Genomic DNA, 19,282 nt, shown 5'->3' on the forward strand with positions numbered 1-19,282 from the left:
CCAAAGCAATTGGAAACGCGGGCGGGGCCGCCGGCCCCGCCATTTCGTCGGCGACTGTCAGGCGGCGCGCAGAGGCCGCGTCAATGGGATCGGCGCGTCCGGCTCCGAACGCGGCACGCGGCCTTCGACCGGATGGCTCGGATCGTTGAACCGATGCGTCGACGCATGACCGGCGGTGACGAGACGATCGACGAAGGCCTCGTCCTCGGCGGTCAGCCTGAAGTCCAGCGCCTTCGCGTAACTGTCCCACTGTTCCTCGGTACGCGGACCGGCGATCGCCGCCGTGATCAACCGGTTGTTGAGCACCCAGGCCAGCGCGAAATCGGCTGCCGAAACACCGCGCGACTTTGCGTGCGCCGCGATCTGCCTGGCGATCTCGATCGATTCCGGGCGCCACTCGGTCTCGGCGATGCGCTTGTCGCCACGGCCGGCCCGCGTGTCGGCGGCAGGCGCCTGGTTCGGCTCGTATTTGCCGGTCAGCACGCCGCGCGCCAGCGGGCTGTAGGAGACGACGCCAAGACCGTAATAGGCGGCCGCCGGCAGCTGTTCGGCCTCGGCGGTGCGGTTGACGATGTTGTAGAGCGGCTGGCTGGCCACCGGCCAGTCGATGCCGAGTTCATCGGCCAGATGCGCGACTTCGGCGATGCGCCACCCACGAAAGTTGGAGACGCCGAAATAGCGCAGCTTGCCTTGGCGGATCAGGTCGGCGATCGCCCGCACCGGCTCTTCCAACGGCGCATCGAAGATGGCGCGGTGGAAGTAGAACAGGTCGATATAGTCTGTTCCCAGGCGCCGCAGGCTGTTCTCGACCGTCTGGATCACCCATTTGCGCGAATGGCCGCCGAGATTAGGCCCCTTGTCATGCGAGTTGACGAACTTGGTCGCCACGACCCAATGATCGCGCGTCGCCTTGATACCGCGACCGACGACTTCCTCGGACTTGCCGTTGTGATAGACGTCGGCGGTGTCAATGAAGTTGATGCCTTGCTCGCGCGCCTTGTCGATGATGCGATGCGCGACCGTCTCCTCGGTCGGCCCGCCGAACATCATCGTGCCCAGGCTGAGCGGCGAAACCTTCAGGGCGCTGCGGCCGAGATAGCGGTAATCGGACATTTTTCTGCTCCGTTGAACTTTCAGTTGAGGGTTGGTTCGGCGTAGTGGCAGGCGACGTGGTGTCCGGGCGAGATCGCCCGGAATGCCGGCTCCTGCGAACGGCACAGATCCGTCGCCAGCGGGCAGCGCGTGTGAAAGCGGCAACCGTTCGGGATGTTCTGCGGGCTCGGCAGATCGCCATAGATCGGCGCGGCCTGGCGGCGCCGCGACGGGTCCGGCACGGCATCCATCAGCGCGCGCGTGTAGGGATGCTGGGGCGAGGTCCACAGCGTCGAATTGTCGGCGCTTTCGACGATGCGGCCGAGATACATGACCAGCACCCGGTCGGCGAAATAGCGGACGACTGATAGATCGTGCGAAATGAAGAGATAGGACAGGCCGAGCTGACGTTTCATGTCGACCAACAGGTTGAGGATCTGCGCCTGGATCGAAAGGTCGAGCGCCGACACCGGCTCGTCGCATACAACCAGTTCCGGATTGAGGATCAGCGCCCGGGCGATGCCGATGCGCTGGCGTTGCCCGCCGGAAAATTCATGCGGGTAGCTGCCAAGCGAATCCTTGGGCAGGCCGACACGCTCGATGATGTCCTCGACAATGGTGCGCCGTTCGGCCTTGCTGCCGATGCCATGGACTTTCAGCGGCGCGGTCAGGATGTCGCCGATCATGTGGCGCGGATTGAGCGATGCGAACGGATCCTGGAAGATCATCTGGATATTACGGCGCGCCGCCTTCAGCCGGCGCGCGTCGAGAACGGTGATGTCGGTGCCGTTGAACTCGATCCTGCCGCTAGTCGGGTCGACCAGCCGCATGATGGTCTTGCCTAGCGTCGATTTTCCGCAACCGCTTTCGCCGACGAGACCAACCGTCTCGCCGCGTCCGACTTCGAGGGATACGCCATCGACGGCGCGCAGCGTGCCGCCCTGGGCGTGGAAATGGGTGGAAAGGTCAGAGACCGAGAGCAGCGCCATGCGCAACCTCCGGAATGAAGCTGTAGGGGCAGGCGACTAGACGATCCTCGCTCACCTCGACGAGGGCGGGTACGAAATGGGCGCAGCTGTCGCGCGCCACCGCGCAGCGCGGGCGGAACGGGCAGCCCTTTTCGCCGGCGGCCGAGACGATACTGCCGGGAATCTCCGTCAGCCTGGCGTCGCGGTAGTGGAGATTGGTCTTCAGCCGCGGCGACGCCGCCAGCAGGCCGCGCGTATAGGGGTGAAGGGGTGTTCTGAACAGCACGCCGGGCAGCGCCTGTTCAACCTTGCGGCCGGCATACATGACGACGACCTTGTCGGCCCATTGTGCGACGACACCAAGATCGTGGGTGATGAGCACGACAGCCATCGATAGTTCGCGGCGCAGCGTATCGAGCAGATCGAGCACCTGCGCCTGGATGGTGACGTCGAGCGCCGTCGTCGGTTCGTCGGCAATCAGCAGGCGCGGCCGGCAGGCAACGGCGATGGCAATCATGACGCGCTGGCGCATGCCGCCGGAAAGCTGGTGCGGATAGTCGTCGATACGCCGCTGCGGATCGGGAATGCGAACCAGATTGAGAAGCTCGATGGCACGGTTCCGCGCTGCCTTGCCGCGTATGCCTTCGTGCAGCGTCAGCACCTCCGTGATCTGCCGGCCGATGGTCAGCACCGGGTTCAGCGATGTCATCGGTTCCTGGAAGATCATGGCGATCTCGCGCCCGCGCAAGTTGCGCATCGCTTTCTGGTCGAGACCGAGCAGGTCCCTGCCGGCGAATTCGATCCGGCCATTGGGGATTTTCGCCGAGCGCGGCAGAAGCTGCATCAGGGCGAGCGCAGTCAGCGACTTGCCGGAGCCTGATTCACCAACGATCGCCAGCGTCTCGCCCTCACCGACCTCGAAGCTCAGCCGGCTGACCGGCTCAGTGTTCGGGAAGCGAACCGTCAGATTGTCGATCCTGAGCAAAGGAGCCGCCATCTCTAGCGCTCCTGTGAGAAGCGCGGGTTGAGCGCGTCGTTGAGGCCGTCACCGATCAGGTTGAGCGCCAGCACGGTAAAGACGATCGCCAGTCCCGGAAGCGCTGTCAGATACCAAGCGGTGCGGATCAATTCCCTGCCCGCTCCGATCATCGAGCCCCAGCTGACGACGTTGGGATCGCCGAGGCCCATGAAGGACAGCGCCGATTCCATCAGGATCGCGGTCGCCACCATCACCGACGAGGTCACGATCAACGGCGGCAGCGCATTGGGCAGGATCTCGCGGAAGATAATGCGGGCATGGCCGTAGCCGAGGCTGCGGGCGGCCATGACGAAATCCTTCTCGCGGATGGCCCGGAATTCGGCGCGGGTCAACCGCGCCACCGTCGGCCAGGTGATGACGGCGATCGCCACTGTCACGACAGGCGCGGTCGGCTGCGCGATCGCCACCATGACGACCAGAAGCACGAAGCTCGGTATGGTCTGAAAGATCTCGATCAGGCGCACCAGCAGATCGTCGATCCAGCCGCCGAAGTAGCCGGCGGCGGCGCCGACCAGGATGCCGAAGCCGAGACCGAGCGCGGTCGCCACCAGGCCGACGAACAGCGAAATCCGCGCGCCATGCAGAATGCCGGAAAGCACATCGCGGCCCATGGAGTCCGTGCCCAGTGGGAAGGCTGGGTTCTGGCCCGGCCACAGGAAGGGCCGCGCCACCATCGATAGCGGATCGGCCGGATAGAGGACTGGTGCTAGCAGTGCGGCCAGCACGACCAACGACAGGAACACCACGCCGAACATGGCGTTGGGATTGCGCAGGAAAACCTTCAGCGCACGCCCTCCAACGGCTATCGGCACCGACGCTGCCGAAGCGGAGCGTGCGTCGGGCGCGTGGAGATTGCTCCAGCTCTTTGCCTCGGGCTCAGGCGGTGCCGCGGGCCCGCGGGCATCGGCATGGAGACGGCGGGAACGGGCATCGCCCGCGGCGAAATCGGTGGAAGCCATCAGCGTACTCCGATGCGGGGATCGAGCCAGGCGTGCAGAAGATCGACGGTCGCGTTGGCGATGATGACCAGCAGCGACGACAACAGAAGGATGCCGAGCAGCACGGTGAAATCGCGGCCCATGACCGCTTCGAAGGCGAGACGCCCGAGGCCGGGCCAGGAATAGACGGTCTCGACAACGACGGCGCCGCCGAGCATGCCGCCAACATGCATGCCGGCCATGGTGGTAATGGGGATCAGCGCGTTGCGCAGGACATGGCGAATGGTGATTATGGCCGGCGGCAGACCCTTGGCTGCGGCGGTGCGCACGTAGTCCTGCGACTGGACCTCCAGCATCGCCGCTCGTGTCAGCCGCGCATAGATCGCCACGTAGAACAGCGCCAGCGACAGTGCCGGCAGGATCATGTAGCGCGCCCTGTCCCAGAGCCCGGCAAGGCCGGTCAGGTTGCTGCCGATGGTTCCCGAGCCGCCGCTGGGCAGCCAGCCGAGCTTGACCGAAAACAACACGATCAGCATCAAGCCGATCCAGAAACCCGGGATTGAATAGAACAGCAGCGAAATAACGGAGAGCAGACGATCCGGCAGGCGCCCGGCAAACACCGCCATCACCGATCCAAGGGCGAGGCCGAGCACAATGGCGACGGCCAGAGCCACCGCCATCAGCACCAGCGTGCCGGGCAGCCGCTGGCCGATCAGGTCGGCAACCGGCATGCCGTAGCGCGGCGAAAAGCCGAGGCTGAAATGCGCCAGATTGTAGAGATAGTTGAACAGCTGGACGAGCAGCGGATTGTCGAGCCCAAAGCGCTGGCGCAGTGCCGCCATGGTCTCCACCGTGGCCGAACCAGCCTCGCCAGCCATGACGTCGGCCGCATCGCCCGGCGCGAGCTGCAGCAGAAAGAAATTCAGGATCACGATGCCCAGAACGGTCGGCACCGCCTGTATCGCGGTGCGTCGAAACGTTCTGCCAATGCGCGTCAGGGTCGACATCGTTTTCGCTATCCCGGCTGTGGCTGACGATGCGGGTTTGCTGTTTCCCGGAAAGTTTCGTGCTTTTAGTTGACAAAATTTATAGACATTGTCAAACCGATTTAAGAAATTTTATCCTGCAAATGGCGACTTTGCAGAATAGAATTTTATTTCATGCTACGAAATTAGCGGTTTGAGGCATGAAATCTTAAGCGCGGGAGCGGGTCGGCCAAATCTTTTCGCAAACGGGCCCGCTCTTGGAACAATAGATTTTTAACTCGGTGGCCGAGGATCGGCCGATCGGGGGCGACAGCAAAAAAGGACTAGGGCGCGATGTCTCATTTCCTCATTCCGAACCGCCGCAGGTTCCTCGGCATCTCGGCAGCCGCACTCGGAGCGACGCTGTTGCCTGCATCGCGCAGCGCCTACGCCGCCGAGCCGAAACAGGGTGGAATGGCGACGCTGGTGCTCTCGGCTGAGCCGCCTGTGCTGACGACCATCGCCCACACGGCATTCAATTCGGTCTACGTCTCGGCAAAGACCACCGAGGGCCTGCTGACCTATGATTTCGATCTCACGCCGCGCCCATCCCTGGCCAGACAATGGTCGGTCAGTGACGATGGGCTGCAATACACCTTCAAGCTGCGCGAAGGCGTGAAGTGGCATGATGGCCAGCCGTTCACCGCCGCCGACGTCGCCTATTCGATCACCACGATCAGAGAGGTTCATCCGCGCGGCCGCAACACCTTCCTCAACCTTGTAGACATCCAGACGCCGGATCCGCTGACCGTGACGCTGGTTCTGTCGAGGCCGGCGCCTTACCTGATCACGGCCTTGGCCGCGGCCGAAACGCCGATCGTGCCGAAGCACCTCTATGACGGCACAAAGGCAGCCGAAAATCCGGTCAACGTCGCGCCGGTCGGCACCGGCCCTTTCGTCTTCAAGGAATGGGTCCGCGGCAGCCACATCGTCTACGAACGTAATCCCGACTATTGGGACGCGCCGCGCCCCTACCTTGACCGGCTGATTGTCCGTTTCATCCCTGACGCTTCGGCGCGCGCATTGGCGCTGGAGACAGGCGAGATCGATCTGGCGCCGGCCACGCCGATTCCGTACAGCGATTTGCAGCGCTTCGAAACGCTGCCGCATATCGGCTTCGAGAAGCAGGGTTATCAGTATTCCAATGGCATCAGCCGGGTCGAGTTCAACCTGGAGAAACCCTATTTCCAGGATGTTCGCGTCCGCCGTGCCTTCGCCCATGTTATCGACCGCAACGTCATCCGCGAGACGATCAACTATGGCTATGGCGCGACCATTCCAGGCCCGATCAACCCCAATCTGAAGAAGTGGTACGTCGCCGACCTGAAGACCTATCCGGTCGACATTGCCACTGCCGAGAAACTGCTCGACGAAGCAGGCTTGCCGCGCGACGCCAACGGTACCCGGCTCAAGCTTGTCCACGACTATGTCCCGAGCGGCGAAACCTACAAGCGCGGCGCCGACTACATCAAGCAGGCATTGGCCGCGGTCGGGATCGAGGTCACCGTGCGCAGCCAGGATTTTGCCACCTACACCAAGCGCATCTACACCGACCGCGATTTCGACTTCACCTTCAACGGCATGAGCAATCTGTTCGACCCGACGGTAGGCGTACAGCGGCTCTACTGGTCGAAGAACTTCAAGCCCGGCGTGCCGTTCTCCAACGGTTCGAAATACAGCAATGCCAAGGTCGACGAACTTCTTGAAGCGGCCGCCGTCGAGGTCGACCACGAAAAGCGCTTCGAGCAATGGGCCGCGATCCAGCAGATCCTTGTCGAGGACCTGCCCGACATCGGCATCGTCAGCCAACCGGAAATCACCCTCTACAACAGGCGCATAGCCGGTCACACGGTGGGCGCCGAGGGCAATGCCGGCTCCCTCGCAACCGCCCATATCGTCGCCTGAGCCTGACCCGTGCGCGGTCCTTCGCACGGGTTCCCTTCCTCCACCCGAGAAAGTTCGCCATGACGCTCGCCCACAAGCCTGGTTCCATCGTCGGCACGCCCTTCTTCAAGGCGCCGACCGACTATCCGGACAGCCCGCTGTCGAAAGCACTTCAGCAGCCGGTGCTGCTCGGGCTGTTCCTGCCGATCCAGGCCGGTGGCTGGACCAACTCGACGCTGCCGCGCTCGACCGACTGGCGCTTCGACTACAATCGCGATCTGACGTTGAAGGCCGAGGAGCTTGGCTTCGACCTCGTCTTCGCGCTCAGTCAATGGCTGCCCAAGGGCGGCTATGGCGGCGTTTTCAACGGCCAGGCGCTGGACAGTTTTGTGTCCGTGGCGGCCATGGCCGCGATCACCAAGAAGATCATGCTGATTTCGACCATGCATGTTCTCTACGGCCCGTGGCATCCGCTGCATCTGGCGAAGTTCGGCGCCACGCTCGACCACATCTCCGGCGGCCGCTGGGGCATCAACGTGGTCACCGGTCATCGCGCTGTCGAACATGAAATGTTCGGCTGGAACCGCATCGAGCATGACCGCCGCTATGAACTCGCCGCCGAATTCGTCGAAGTGCTGCAGCGGCTGTGGCAGGATGATGAGAATTTCTCCTTCTCCGGAGAATCGAGCTGGAAGCTCAATGGCGGCTTCGTCACGCCGAAGCCGAATTACGGCAGGCCGATCCTGGTCAACGCCACTGGCTCCGATGCCGGCATTTCCTTTGCCGGCCGCTATTCCGACATCGTCTTCGTCACCAGCCCGGCCGGCTCCGACATCGCCAGCGCGCTGGAGGCGCTGCCGGCGCATACGGAGAAAGTGAAGGACGCGGCCCTTGGTGTCGGCCGCACCGTGCGCACTCTGCTCAATCCGCTGATCATCAGCCGGCCGACCGAGAAGGAAGCCTGGGCGGTCGCCGATGAGATCGTCGCCCATGCCGACAGCCGCACGCCGAAAGGCTTCCAGACCTTCAACAGCGACGCCCAGGCCTGGAAAGGACGCGAAGGCCGCGAGGACCCCTACGCCAAGGTCGGCGGCAACATCTACCTCATCGGCACGCCCGAACAGATCGTCGACCAGTTCGTCAAGTTGAAGGACGCCGGCATTGACGGCCTGCAGCTGTCCTTCTTCGATTTCAAGCCTGACCTCGAATTCTTCGGCGAGAACATCCTGCCGCTGATGAAGCAGGCTGGCCTGCGCAACACCTAAGGAGCCATCATGACCGCGACTGGGATCTCCGAAATCTGGTACACACGCTGCCCGGTGCCGACGCCTGTCGGGCTCGCCGCACAGCTCGGGCTTCTCCACGAGACCTTTCGCAAGGAGGGGATCGAATTGAAGTCGATCATCGATTCGCCCAATCGCGACATCCGCCAGAGCCATTTCAACCACACGCTCGACTGGTCGTTCCGCCACGGCGGCAACGTGCCGCCGATCCGCGCGCGGTCCGAAGGGCGCAAGACGCGTCTCGTCGGCATCACTTGGACCGACGAATTCCAGGCAATTATCGCCCTGCCCGGTTGCGGCATCAGGACAACCCAGGACCTGAAAGGCCGCCGCTTCGGCATCGCCCGGCGCCCCGAAGGCATCGTCGACTTCATGCGGGCGACGGCGCTGAAGGGCCTGGTCTCGGCCCTCTCGCTCGAAGCCCTCAGCCATGGCGACGTCGAGATCGTCGACATAGCGTTGGCCGACAGCGTTCTCGACAGCCAGGAAGGACCGTCGCTGTTCGGCCTCAAGCGCAAGCAGGCCTATGGCGAGGAAGCCGCAGCCCTGATCCGGGGCGAGGTCGACGCCATCTATGTGAAGGGCACGGCCGGCATCAACGTCGCCAATCTGATCGGCGCCATCCAGGTCGCCGAATTCGGCTTCCACCCCGACCCGAACATCCGCATCAATTCCGGTTCGCCGCGGGTGTTGACCGTCGATGACCTGCTGGCCGAGAAACGCCCCGATCTGGTCGCGCGACTGATCGAGACCATCCTGCGCGCCAGCGCCTGGGCCGAGGCGCATCCGGAAGAGACGAGGCGCTTCGTCGCCCGCGAAGCCGGTGCCACCGAGGAGCAGGTGCTGGCCGCCAACGGCCCGGATGTCCACAAACATCTCGGCCTCGGACTGCAGCCTGAGCTGGTCGGCGCGATTTCCCACTACAAGGATTTCCTGCGCGACTGGGGCTTCCTCGCCGGCGACTTCGACGTCGAGGCCTGGGTCGATCGACGACCCTTCGATCTGGTCGATACGCGCGCCGCCGCCTGAGAGGAAAGCCAGCATCATGACCTCCACGATTTCAGGATTTCCGGAACTCCTCGACAGAGTGGCCAGCCTTGCCGACAATCTCGCGCTGACCGCCGCGCATCACGACGCGACCGGGGAATTCCCATTCGCCAATTTCGACCGGCTTCACCAGGCGGCGCTGCTTGGCCTGGTCACGGCGCGCGAACATGGCGGCTTCGGTGGCGGGCTGACGGAAGCACAGGCGGTGATCGCCGAGATTGGCCGTGGCGAGCCGTCGACGGCGCTGGTGCTGGCCATGCACTACAACAGCCAGTATGCGATGCGGAAATCCGGAAAATGGCCGCGCCATCTGGTTCAGCGGATTGTAGAGGCCGGCCGTCTTGGCCCTGCTTTGATCAACGCCGCGCAAGCCGAGCCGCGGATTGGCTCGCCCGCCCATGGCAAGCCGCCCGAAACCATTGCCCGGCGCGACGGCAATGTCTGGCGGATATCCGGCCACAAGAACTACGTCACCGGCATTCCTATTCTGAAATGGGTGAACTTGCTGGCGCTGACCGACGAGCCGCAGCCGCGTCTGGCTTCATTCCTGGTGCCGACCGACGCGCCCGGATTGCGCGTCGAAAAGACATGGAACGCCGCCGGCATGCGGGCGACGGCCAGCGACGACATCATTCTGGATAATGTTGCGGTTCCTGCCGAAGACATCACCGAGGCGCAGCCGGCATCCGAGCCGCTGAGGCGCGAGGAAGGCGCGACGGCGTTCTTCTTTTCACTGATCGGCGCTGTCTACCACGGTGCCGCCCGTGCTGCCCGTGACCGGCTTGTCTCCTTTGTCAGCACGCACGCGCCGGCAAGTCTTGGTGCGCCGCTGTCGACCGTGCCGCACATCCAGGCAGGGCTCGGTGAGATCGAGGTCAGGCTTGCGAGCAGCACGCGGCTGCTGCGTTCGCTCGCCGAAGATGTCGACGCCGGCCGGCCTGTGGGCACCGACGGCATGACGGTCAGGCATGTCGTCATCGACAATGCCGTTGCCGTCACCTCGCTGGCGCTGGAGCTTGCCGGCAATCCAGGCCTTAACAGAGATTTCCAGCTTGAGCGCCACCACCGTGATGCGCTGACCGCCCGTTCCCACGCACCGCAGAACCACATGATCCGCACGATCGCCGCCAAGGCGACGCTCAGCCGCCATACCGCCCGGCAGCTGGCCGAGACACCGGCTATTGCCGCTGGCAAGCCCAAGCTCGCGGCGGTCGGTTGAGCGCCATGACAACAGAACATGTCGAAGTCGCCATCATCGGCGGAGGCCCCGGCGGCCTGACACTGGCGCAAGGCCTGAAGAAGAACGGCATCAGTGTCGCGGTCTTCGAGAAGGACCGCGCCCGCACCGACTATGTCCAGGGTTTTCGTCTGCGCATCCGCCAGCGCGGCATCGATTCGCTGATCGCCAATTTGCCGCCGGAACTCTACGACGCTTTTGTCGCCACGCTCGGCCAGGCGCCGGATCGCAACATCCTGCTGGACGAGAATTTCAACATCCTGGGCGAGGATGCCTGGGGCGGCGGCAACGCGCCGGGCGAGGCCGACGACACGCATATCGAAAAATCGGTAAGCCGTATCACGCTGCGCCAGGTGCTGCTCTCCGGCCTCGACGGCATCATGCGCTATGGCAAGGTCTTTTCACGCTACGACGAGCAGCCGGATGGTTCGGTCGTCGCGCATTTCGAGGACGGTTCGGCAATCCATGCCGATGTCCTGGTCGGAGCCGACGGCGCCCGCTCGCGCGTGCGTCAGCAGCTGGCGCCGCATGCCAGGAGCTTCGACACAGGCGTCAGGCGCCTGGCCGGCAAGATGACGCTTCATGCGGCAGCCCTTCACCAAATCTCGCCGCTGCTACTCGACTACAATGCCGGCGTCAGGCCAACCGAAGGTCATGGGCTTATGGTCACCAGCCACAGGGTCAATGTCGACGCATTCCGAAAGCATGGACTGATCGGGCTGGACGACGCCACCCACAAGGATTTTTCCGGTTTCCATTTCAACAACACCACCAGCTATGTCTGGTGGAACACCGCCTCTGAAAAGGACGAACTTGCCACGGACGACGCGCTGGCAAGGCTCTCCGGTTCAGAACTGATTGACCTGCTGATCTCGAAGATCGCCCACTGGCACCCGGAAATCCTCAACCTCATCCGCTACACCGACCCATCGACGGTGGCGCTGCTTCATGTCCACAGCTCCGAACCTGTCGATCCCTGGCCGACGAAACCGGTGACGCTGCTTGGCGATGCCATCCACGCCATGACCTATTTTCGCGCGCTTGGCGGCAACACCGCGATCTACGACGCCGGGCTGCTGGTGCCAGAGCTGGTGGCCGCCAAACGCGGCGACAAGCCGCTTCTCCAAGCGCTGTCGGAGTATGAGGCCAAGATGCTGGAGCACGGCGCCAAAGCCGTACGGTCTTCGCTGACGGCGATGCAGAAGAACGTGCTGGCGGGCCGTCGCCGCCAATCGGAAGCCGCCGAATAGTGGCCCCGAAAAAATCGCCTGACAGTGCTCCTGCCCTACGCCGCTTCCACCAGGCTGGCCGACTGGAAGTCATACAAGAGGATCGCGATCTCGAAGCCGCGCCGCTGCAGCCAATGCGCCGTCGTCGCCGCGCGGACACCGAGCAGATCGTCGATCAGCACGACACGAGCGCCGCGCACGGCGATGGTGCGGTAGGCGACGCCGAGCAGCTGCCCGCCCTCCGATGCGATCGAGCCCGGAATGTGGCTTGCCGCGAATTCCTCCGGCGTGCGCACGTCGAGCAGATAGGTCGTCCGCTTGTCGTCCTTCGCCCAGGCTGCGGCCGTCGCCGCATCGATGCGGGGAAAGCTGTCGCCATCGGCAAGTTTTGCGATGTGCTCCCTGGCGAAGCGCTTCGCATCCTCACTTGCCGGACCATAGGCGGCGGTCCTGCCGGTTTCGAGCGCAAGACCGGCCTCTCGCCACGCGTTGGTGCCGTCGTGCAGATAGGCAACCTTGTTGGGCACGCCGGCGTCGATCAGCGTCTGCGCGCCGATGATGGCGCGCGGCAGGCCGGCGCAGGAGACGACAACCTGCGTCTCCGGTGACGGCACCAGGTCGGCGAAGCGCAGCACCAGCTCGGCGCCCGGCACGCTGACGGCGCCCGGCACATGGTCCTTGTCGAACTCCGCCACCGTTCGGCTGTCGAGGACGATCACGTCGGCGCCTTGGTCCTTGAGCGCCGCGAGTTCTTCAGCGGTAATGACCGGCGTCCCCTTCTCATCGCGGATCGCCAGCGAAAAATCGACGCCCGGCGTATCGAAGGTCGGCAGGTCTTCAACGCCGCTTTGCGTCCATTCCGGAATTCCACCGTTCAGCGAAAACAGCTGGGTACGGCCATACCCCACCAGTCGTTCGACAAGTTGCTCGGCAACGCCGCTGCCGTCGTCCGCCAGCACGGTGCGCACCGATTTGCGCGGGATGAAGCGGTCGATCTCGGCCTCGACCTGAGTCGCGGGCAGGTTGGTGGCGAACAGCGGCGATGCGTATCCGACAGGCACGCTGTCGCGAATGTCTAGCACCGCCAGTTCTTCGCCATCCGCCAGCCATTGGCGAAACATTTTCGAATCGATCGTCCTGTCGCTCATGATGCTTTCCTCTCTTGCTGTTCAGCGGCGCCACGGATCGGACGCGCAAGGCCGAGGTTCTCGCGCAACGTCCCGCCTTCGTAAGCAGTCCGGAACAGACGCCGCCGCTGCAGCTCCGGAATGACGAGGTCGACAAAATCGGTGAGGCCCGTCGGCAGGATCGGCGGCATGACGTTGAAGCCGTCCGCCGCGCCACCGGCGAACCACTCCTCCATCATGTCGGCCACATCCTTTGGCGTGCCGACGATCTGGAAATGGCCGCGCGCGCCGGCAACGGCGAGATACAATTGGCGGATGGTCAGGTTCCGGCTCGCGGCCAATTCGGAAACGACTTTCAGGCGGCTCTTCACGGCATCGGAACTGCCCAGTTCCGGCAACGGTCCGTCGAGTGAATGGCCGGAAAGATCGACACCGCCGAGCAATCCTGAAACCAGCGCCACACCAACCACAGGATCGACCAGGCGCTGGATCGCATCGAACTTGTCCTCGGCCTCCGTGCGCGTCGGCGCGACGACCGGGAAGACACCGGGCATGATCTTCAAGCTGTCGGCGGAGCGGCCAAACGAGCCCAGCCGGCCTTTCAGTTCGCCGTAAAAGCCGCGCGCCGATTCGATGGTCTGGTGGGCGGTGAAAACCACCTCCGCCGTCCGCGCCGCCAAGTGCTGGCCGGCATCGGACGAGCCCGCCTGGACGATGACGGGATGGCCCTGCGGTGGGCGAGCGACGTTGAGCGGTCCCTTGACGCGGAAATGCCGGCCGGCATGGTCCGGGGCGTGGATGCCGCGCCGGTCGATGGCGATCCCCGAAGCCTTGTCGGCGACGAAGGCATCGTCGTCCCAGCTGTCCCAAAGCTTCTGCGCGACAGCGACGAATTCCTCGGCGCGGGCGTAACGGTCGGCATGAACGGGATGCTGGTCGAGGCTGAAATTCGCCGCCGCCGGCGCATCGGCTGAGGTGACGACATTCCAGCCTGTCCTGCCGCCGCTGAGATGATCGATCGAAGCGAACAGCCGCGCCAAGTGGAACGGCTCCCAATAGGTGGTCGAGGCGGTCGCAACGAGCCCGATCCCTTGCGTGATGGTCGAGAGCGCCGACAAAAGCGTCAGCGGCTCGAAATGCACGACATGGCCGGTGCGCTCGAAGGTCTCGATCGGCTGCTCGCCATTGCGCGCGCTGAGACTGTCGGCCAGAAACACCATGTCGAACAGGCCACGCTCGGCAGTGCGCGCGGCGTCCGCATAGTGCTGAAAGCTCAGGCCCGGATTGGCAGGCACATCGGGATGGCGCCAGGCAGCGACATGATGGCCCGGTCCGCGAACAAAGGCTCCAAGCCTTATCTTTCGATTTTCAGTCATCAGCGGTTCTCGGGCTGGTCGCAAAGGGCGTTCCTATCTAGCGCCTGCCAAACCCGCTGAGTGAAAGAATGCCTTTCGCCAGCTGGCAATTATTGTTTTTTGACATCGGGTTACGGGAAAGCACGATGATCGTTGCCGGGGCGATGGGCTAGAGCCACGACCACCGGCGTCGCAAAGGTTCTTGATGCTTCATACCCCTTCCTCCCCGCTACGCTCGATCCCTCGTTCAATCATCATCGTTGGCGGCGGCTTTGCCGGCGCGGTTACCGCGATCAAGCTGCTCGACCGTTCAACTGAGCCGCTGGCAATCACCATCATCGAGCGCCGGGCCGAGCTCGGTCGCGGCGTTGCCTATAGCACCGTCGATCCACAACACCTCGTCAACGGCGCGGCGCGCATCTTCTCGCTGCATCCGGACGATCCCGATCACCTCGTTCGCTGGCTTATGGCGAATGGGCCGGAGCACGGCTGGACACCGCCCGAGGATGTCCCGGACTCAAGCCCGCCGCGCTGGCTGTTCGGCAGCTATGTCCAGTCCGAACTGACGAGAGCGATCAGAGAAGCAGACGGGCGTTCGTCGCTGCGCCACATCAAGGCATCCGCCGTCGACATGCTGACCGGCCCGTCAGGGGTATGCGTCGGCACCGGCGACGGCCAGCAATTGCTGGCCGATGAGGCCGTGCTGGCAACCGGGGTGTTCCAGAGCCAGCCGTCCACCACGGAAGCAGCCGTCGTCAGCGATCCCCGTTATGTCGCCAATCCCTGGGATTCGGCGGCGCTCGATCGGCTCGCCGGCAGCAAGGAACTGCTGCTGATCGGCTCCAGCCTCAGCATGGTCGACGTCGTCGCCAGCATGGAAGCGCGCGGCTTCAAGGGCGGTTATCGCGTCGTGTCGCGGCGCGGACAGATCGTCGAACCTCGGCGCAACGCGGAAGCGTGGCGCGATTTCCTCACCGGGCGGCCGCTGCCGAAAACCACCAGGGCGCTTCTCGCACTGGTCAAGGCCGAACGCCGGGCAATCGAAACCACCGGCCTGGACTGGCAAGGGCTGCCACTGACGATCCGGCCGTGGATCCTGGCCTTGTGGCAAGGCGCCACCGACAGGGAGCGCTTGAAGTTCGCACGCCATCTGCGCGCCTTCTGGGATGTCACCGCGCACCGCGCGGCGCCACCGAGCTTTGAGCGCGTGGCACTGGCGCGAAGCCAAGGCCGTTGGACGGGTGGAGCGGGACGGGTGCTGGCGCTCAATCCGGAAGCCGACGGCATTGCCGCCGAGATCCGCTGGCGCGATAGCGGCGCGGTCGAACGCCTGCGTTTCGATGGTGTCGTCAACTGCCGCGGCCATCAGGAGCACGACTGGCGGCGGATCGCCGATCCATTCGTCCAAAGCCTGCTCGAGAACGGCATCGTTAGGCCGCATGCGACCAGCTTCGGCATCGATGCCACGCGCGAAGGTCAGGTAATTTCCCGTAACGGCAGGACCCACGGCAATCTGTTTGCCGTCGGCCATCCGCTGCGCGGCGTTGCCTGGGAATCGAGTTCCATCGGCGAACAGCTGGCTCAGGCCATCGCCCTTGCCGACCTTCTGGTCAAGGCCAGCCCAAGGCTGCGTGCTCTGGCCTGAGCATGCTGCACATCAAGGCGACAGAAACACAAAAAGGGGCCGCATCGAGATGCAGCCCTTTCTCATTCCGATTGCCCTGCAGGGTCAGGCGTTCGGATCGATATAGGCGTCGGCGAAACTGGCCGACAGGCCTTCGGCACCCGGTGCGTAGTTCTTGACGGTTTTGCGGGCGATGATGATGGTCGGCGGCGCAATCAGATTGATGATCGGCAACTCGTCGGCGATGATCTCCTGGAACTTGAAGAAGAGCTGCTTGCGCTTGGCCTCGTCGAGTTCAACGGAAGCGGCTTCCAGCAGCCGGTCGACCTCCGGGTTTTCATAGTGCGCCCCGTTTGAGAACGGCAGCCCGATCTTGATGTTCTTCGACCAGTAGAGCCGCTGCGCGCCGGCACTCGGATCGAAGATATTGCCGCAGGATTCTGTCGACAGGTCCCACCTCCGGTCGGTGTAGATGGTTTTGACATAGGTGCCGAAGTCGAATTTCTGGATCTCGGCGTCGATGCCGATCTTCGCCAAGGCCTGCTTGAGGAAGTCGGCATAGCCCCACGGGTTATACGGGTTGTTGGTGAGCCTGAGTTTGAAGCGGATGCCGTCCGCTCCCCGCTTGAAGCCGGCCTCGTCGAGCAGTTTCTCCGACAGCGCCGTATCGACGGTCGCGGCTTTCACATCGGGATCGAAATACTTCTTGTTGACGACGCTGATCGGCGTCGGCGACACCTGCCCATAGCCGTAAAACACGATGGCGTTGACCGCGTCGAGGTCGATCGCATGCGCGATTGCCTGACGGACCTTCTTCTCCTTCAGGATCGGGTTTTCGAGGTTGATGATCAGCTGGTGCAGCGGGCCGCTATAGGCGAAGACCGTGCTATCGACGACGAATTGCGGCAGCGCCTTGAACCGCTCCATATCGGCAAACGCCACCGGGTTTGGGCCGATGTCGACCTCGCCCGTTTCCAATGCCGCGGCGCGCGCGCCGGGATCGGTGATGAAGCGGAAAATGATCCGGTCGAGATAGGGTTTGGGCGCATCCCAATAGGTCGGGTTCTTTTCAACGATGATGTGGCTGCCCTTCACCCATTCCTTCAGCACGAATGGTCCGCTGCCGATGATCTGCTCGAAAGACGGATCGTCGGCCGGCTTCAGCTTCTCGTAGATATGCTTGGGCACGACGGGTGATTCCGTCGCGGCCAGGCCCGAGATCAGCGCGGCGGACGGTTTCGACAATTTGATTTTCACCACGTGCGGGTCGGACGTGTCGATGTCGGTGACATTCTGGAAGGTGATGCGCCCGCGCGGATGGGCTTCGCGCAGCCGCGAGATCGAAAAGGCCACGTCCTGCGATGTCAAATCATTGCCGTCGCTGAATTTCACCCCCTGGCGCAGCTTGAAGATATATTCGAGCCCGTCGTCGCTGATCGACCATTCGGTGGCCAGTTGCGGCCTTGGATTGAGGTCGTAGTCGTAGGCGAGTAGCCCGTCGAAAATCTTCGGGCCGATGGTGGCCGGTCCGCCGGCGCTGGTGTTGATGGAAACGATCTGGTTGGGCTCGGGATAGTAGACGAAGTTGAGCGTGCCGCCGGCCACCGGCTTTGCCTCTTGCGCGAAGGCCCCGGCGGGAAGCGCGGTACTCGCGCCGGCCAGCAGCAGGAACTGATTGAACAGGCGTCGGTTGATGGTCATGGTCGGTACTCCGCGTTTGCGCGATTGTCTTTCATGGGGAAAAGTCGGGATCGGCGGTTTCACGCGCCGATCCCAGCCAAGGCGATCCGAACGCCTATGCGTTTGGCGCGAGCCAGATCTGCGCGAAGCTGTTGTTGATGCCTTGGGCGCCGGGCGCGAAATCCCTGACCTTCTTGTTGGCAACAATCTGGGCGCCCGCCGCGACGAGATCGACCGACACTACGTCGTCATGGATGATGTGCTGGAACTTGTACCAGAGCTCGCGGCGCTTGGTCTCGTCGGGCTCGATGGCGGCGGCTTCGAGGATCTGGTCGACCTCGGGGTTTGCATAGTGGCTGGCGTTGGAGAAGACGAGGCCGATCTTGAAGTTCTTCGACCAGTAGGCGCGCTGAACACCGAGCGTCGGATCGAAGGTGTTCGAGAGCGACTCGACCACCAGGTCCCAGGCGCGGTCGGTGTAGACGGTCTTCAGGAACGTCGACAGGTCGAGCTTCAGGATCTCGGCGTCGATGCCGACCACTGCCAGCGACTGCTTGATGAAATCGGCATAGGACGCTGGCAGGAACGCGTTATAGGCGAGCCGCAGCTTGAAGCGCGTGCCATCGGCGCCACGCGGATAGCCGGCGTCGTCGAGCAGTTTCTCCGCCAATTTGGTATCGGGCTCGCGCGCCTTGATGCTGGGGTCATACCATTTTGGCAGTGCCGTGCTGATCGGACTTGGCGACACCTGCGCATAGCCATAGAGCGCGATGTCGACCAGCTTCTGCAGGTCGATGGCGTGGGCAATGGCTAGGCGCACATCGCGCTTAGTCAGGATTTCGTTTTCGTAATTGAAGAACAATTGCTGCTGCGGGCCGGAATAGGCGTAGGTGTTGGTGTCGACGACCAGAGCTGGGTTTGCCTTCAGCCGCTCGATATCGGCCAGCGGCACGGGATTGGCGCCGATATCGATCTCGCCGGTTTCAAGAGCCGCCGAGCGTGCGGCCGGGTCGAGGATGACATGCAGCACGACACGGTCGAGATAGGGCCTGGGCGCATCCCAATAGTCCGGGTTGCGGTCGAAGATCAGATGGCTGCCGGGCACCCATTCCTTGAGCACGAAGGGACCGGTGCCGATCGTCTGCTCCAGCTTGGGCTGCTCCGCCGGCTTGAACGTTTCATAGACGTGTTTCGGCACGATCGGCGATTCCGAACTGCTCAGCGCCGTGATCAAATAGGGCGCCGGCTTTGAAAGCACGATGATGGCGGTGTGCGGATCAGGCGTCTCTACCGCCGTCACGTTCTGGTAGGTGATGCGGCCTCGCGGATGCGCCTCCTTCAGCCGAAAGATGGTGAAGGCAACGTCCTGCGAGGTGAAATCCTTGCCATCGTGCCATTTGACGCCCTCGCGCAGCTTGAAGGTATAGCGCAGGCCGTCATCGCTGGTCGACCATTCCGTCGCCAGCAGCGGTTTCGGGTTGAGATCATAGTCGAAATCCAGCAGGCCCTCATTGACCTTGGGCCCGATCGCCTGGCCGGTGCCCGACGAGGTGTTGATGGCGATCAGCGACGTGGGGTCGGGATAGTAGGCCCAGTTGAGCGTACCGCCCTGAACCGGCGTGCCTTCGGCGGCAAAGGAAAGACCGGGCAATGCGAAGCTCGCACCGCCAAGCAGCAAGAGCTGGTTGAAATGACGACGATTGACAGACATGGCCTTGAGCTCCGGAAAACGGCTTCGATGGCATCCGGCGGCC

At 63.4% G+C, this 19,282-nt stretch carries 15 protein-coding genes; 6 read left to right on the plus strand and 9 right to left on the minus strand.

What is annotated here, in order from left to right:
- Positions 1 to 57 precede the first annotated feature (57 nt).
- The 5 genes from NKI58_RS00585 to NKI58_RS00605 are packed head-to-tail and all read right to left on the minus strand — an operon-like array spanning position 58 to position 5,044.
- Complete coding sequence (locus NKI58_RS00585) at positions 58 to 1,113, minus strand: aldo/keto reductase (RefSeq protein WP_352783419.1); 1,056 nt, start codon at positions 1,111 to 1,113, stop codon at positions 58 to 60.
- Between the two features lie 20 nt (positions 1,114 to 1,133).
- The gene (locus NKI58_RS00590) at positions 1,134 to 2,081 is read right to left on the minus strand and encodes an ABC transporter ATP-binding protein (protein WP_352783418.1); all 948 of its coding nucleotides are present in this window, start codon (positions 2,079 to 2,081) and stop codon (positions 1,134 to 1,136) included.
- A complete protein-coding gene (locus tag NKI58_RS00595; RefSeq protein WP_352647922.1) occupies positions 2,059 to 3,057 on the minus strand; it encodes an ABC transporter ATP-binding protein in 999 nt (332 codons plus the stop codon). The genes NKI58_RS00590 and NKI58_RS00595 overlap by 23 nt, the downstream gene beginning before the upstream one ends.
- Positions 3,058 to 3,059: 2 nt before the next feature.
- Complete coding sequence (locus NKI58_RS00600) at positions 3,060 to 4,058, minus strand: ABC transporter permease (protein WP_352621988.1); 999 nt, start codon at positions 4,056 to 4,058, stop codon at positions 3,060 to 3,062.
- Positions 4,058 to 5,044 carry an ABC transporter permease gene (locus NKI58_RS00605; protein ID WP_352647919.1) on the minus strand — a complete coding sequence of 329 codons (987 nt, stop codon included), beginning with the start codon at positions 5,042 to 5,044 and terminating at the stop codon, positions 4,058 to 4,060. Before NKI58_RS00605 ends, NKI58_RS00600 begins: the two co-directional genes overlap by 1 nt.
- Positions 5,045 to 5,356: 312 nt before the next feature.
- Between NKI58_RS00605 and NKI58_RS00610 the strand changes: the two genes are divergently transcribed.
- Genes NKI58_RS00610 through NKI58_RS00630 form a run of 5 tightly spaced genes read left to right on the plus strand, consistent with a single transcriptional unit; the run spans position 5,357 to position 11,763 of the window.
- Positions 5,357 to 6,967 (plus strand): ABC transporter substrate-binding protein, encoded by a 1,611-nt coding sequence (locus NKI58_RS00610; RefSeq protein ID WP_352783414.1) that lies wholly within the window; start codon positions 5,357 to 5,359, stop codon positions 6,965 to 6,967.
- Positions 6,968 to 7,026: 59 nt separating this feature from the next.
- Positions 7,027 to 8,211 carry an LLM class flavin-dependent oxidoreductase gene (locus NKI58_RS00615; RefSeq protein ID WP_352783412.1) on the plus strand — a complete coding sequence of 395 codons (1,185 nt, stop codon included), beginning with the start codon at positions 7,027 to 7,029 and terminating at the stop codon, positions 8,209 to 8,211.
- Between the two features lie 9 nt (positions 8,212 to 8,220).
- Positions 8,221 to 9,258 (plus strand): ABC transporter substrate-binding protein, encoded by a 1,038-nt coding sequence (locus NKI58_RS00620; RefSeq protein WP_352647912.1) that lies wholly within the window; start codon positions 8,221 to 8,223, stop codon positions 9,256 to 9,258.
- Between the two features lie 16 nt (positions 9,259 to 9,274).
- Complete coding sequence (locus tag NKI58_RS00625; RefSeq protein WP_352647909.1) at positions 9,275 to 10,495, plus strand: acyl-CoA dehydrogenase family protein; 1,221 nt, start codon at positions 9,275 to 9,277, stop codon at positions 10,493 to 10,495.
- Between the two features lie 5 nt (positions 10,496 to 10,500).
- Entirely contained in the window at positions 10,501 to 11,763 is a 1,263-nt protein-coding gene (locus NKI58_RS00630; protein ID WP_352783410.1) for an FAD-dependent oxidoreductase, read from the plus strand.
- 35 nt (positions 11,764 to 11,798) lie between these two features.
- On the opposite strand, the gene NKI58_RS00635 is transcribed toward NKI58_RS00630, so the two are convergent.
- On the minus strand, positions 11,799 to 12,890 hold the full coding sequence (locus NKI58_RS00635) for a rhodanese-like domain-containing protein (protein ID WP_352783407.1): 1,092 nt from the start codon (positions 12,888 to 12,890) through the stop codon (positions 11,799 to 11,801).
- A complete protein-coding gene (locus tag NKI58_RS00640) occupies positions 12,887 to 14,248 on the minus strand; it encodes an LLM class flavin-dependent oxidoreductase (protein ID WP_352684487.1) in 1,362 nt (453 codons plus the stop codon). The genes NKI58_RS00635 and NKI58_RS00640 overlap by 4 nt, the downstream gene beginning before the upstream one ends.
- 181 nt (positions 14,249 to 14,429) lie before the next feature.
- Between NKI58_RS00640 and NKI58_RS00645 the strand changes: the two genes are divergently transcribed.
- Positions 14,430 to 15,869 (plus strand): FAD/NAD(P)-binding protein, encoded by a 1,440-nt coding sequence (locus tag NKI58_RS00645; protein ID WP_352647904.1) that lies wholly within the window; start codon positions 14,430 to 14,432, stop codon positions 15,867 to 15,869.
- An 84-nt stretch (positions 15,870 to 15,953) separates the two neighbouring features.
- Here NKI58_RS00645 and NKI58_RS00650 read toward each other — a convergent pair whose 3' ends face one another.
- Together NKI58_RS00650 and NKI58_RS00655 are read right to left on the minus strand one after the other, a co-directional pair.
- Positions 15,954 to 17,549 (minus strand): ABC transporter substrate-binding protein, encoded by a 1,596-nt coding sequence (locus NKI58_RS00650; protein ID WP_352783404.1) that lies wholly within the window; start codon positions 17,547 to 17,549, stop codon positions 15,954 to 15,956.
- A gap of 94 nt (positions 17,550 to 17,643) precedes the next feature.
- Positions 17,644 to 19,239, minus strand: a complete 1,596-nt coding sequence (locus tag NKI58_RS00655) for an ABC transporter substrate-binding protein (protein ID WP_352783401.1) — start codon at positions 19,237 to 19,239, stop codon at positions 17,644 to 17,646.
- Positions 19,240 to 19,282 lie beyond the last annotated feature (43 nt).

Origin of the sequence: Mesorhizobium sp. M0522 (genome assembly GCF_040321085.1) — a bacterium.
Classification (GTDB): Bacteria; Pseudomonadota; Alphaproteobacteria; order Rhizobiales; family Rhizobiaceae; genus Mesorhizobium.

Excerpts from the sequence above, each read along its gene's own strand:
- NKI58_RS00585 (WP_352783419.1), bottom strand. The coding sequence starts at position 1,113 with ATGTCCGATTACCGCTATCTCGGCCGCAGCGCCCTGAAGGTTTCGCCG.
- NKI58_RS00590 (WP_352783418.1), bottom strand. The coding sequence starts at position 2,081 with ATGGCGCTGCTCTCGGTCTCTGACCTTTCCACCCATTTCCACGCCCAG.
- NKI58_RS00595 (WP_352647922.1), bottom strand. The coding sequence starts at position 3,057 with ATGGCGGCTCCTTTGCTCAGGATCGACAATCTGACGGTTCGCTTCCCG.
- NKI58_RS00600 (WP_352621988.1), bottom strand. The coding sequence starts at position 4,058 with ATGGCTTCCACCGATTTCGCCGCGGGCGATGCCCGTTCCCGCCGTCTC.
- NKI58_RS00605 (WP_352647919.1), bottom strand. The coding sequence starts at position 5,044 with ATGTCGACCCTGACGCGCATTGGCAGAACGTTTCGACGCACCGCGATA.
- NKI58_RS00610 (WP_352783414.1), top strand. The coding sequence starts at position 5,357 with ATGTCTCATTTCCTCATTCCGAACCGCCGCAGGTTCCTCGGCATCTCG.
- NKI58_RS00615 (WP_352783412.1), top strand. The coding sequence starts at position 7,027 with ATGACGCTCGCCCACAAGCCTGGTTCCATCGTCGGCACGCCCTTCTTC.
- NKI58_RS00620 (WP_352647912.1), top strand. The coding sequence starts at position 8,221 with ATGACCGCGACTGGGATCTCCGAAATCTGGTACACACGCTGCCCGGTG.
- NKI58_RS00625 (WP_352647909.1), top strand. The coding sequence starts at position 9,275 with ATGACCTCCACGATTTCAGGATTTCCGGAACTCCTCGACAGAGTGGCC.
- NKI58_RS00630 (WP_352783410.1), top strand. The coding sequence starts at position 10,501 with ATGACAACAGAACATGTCGAAGTCGCCATCATCGGCGGAGGCCCCGGC.
- NKI58_RS00635 (WP_352783407.1), bottom strand. The coding sequence starts at position 12,890 with ATGAGCGACAGGACGATCGATTCGAAAATGTTTCGCCAATGGCTGGCG.
- NKI58_RS00645 (WP_352647904.1), top strand. The coding sequence starts at position 14,430 with ATGCTTCATACCCCTTCCTCCCCGCTACGCTCGATCCCTCGTTCAATC.
- NKI58_RS00650 (WP_352783404.1), bottom strand. The coding sequence starts at position 17,549 with ATGACCATCAACCGACGCCTGTTCAATCAGTTCCTGCTGCTGGCCGGC.
- NKI58_RS00655 (WP_352783401.1), bottom strand. The coding sequence starts at position 19,239 with ATGTCTGTCAATCGTCGTCATTTCAACCAGCTCTTGCTGCTTGGCGGT.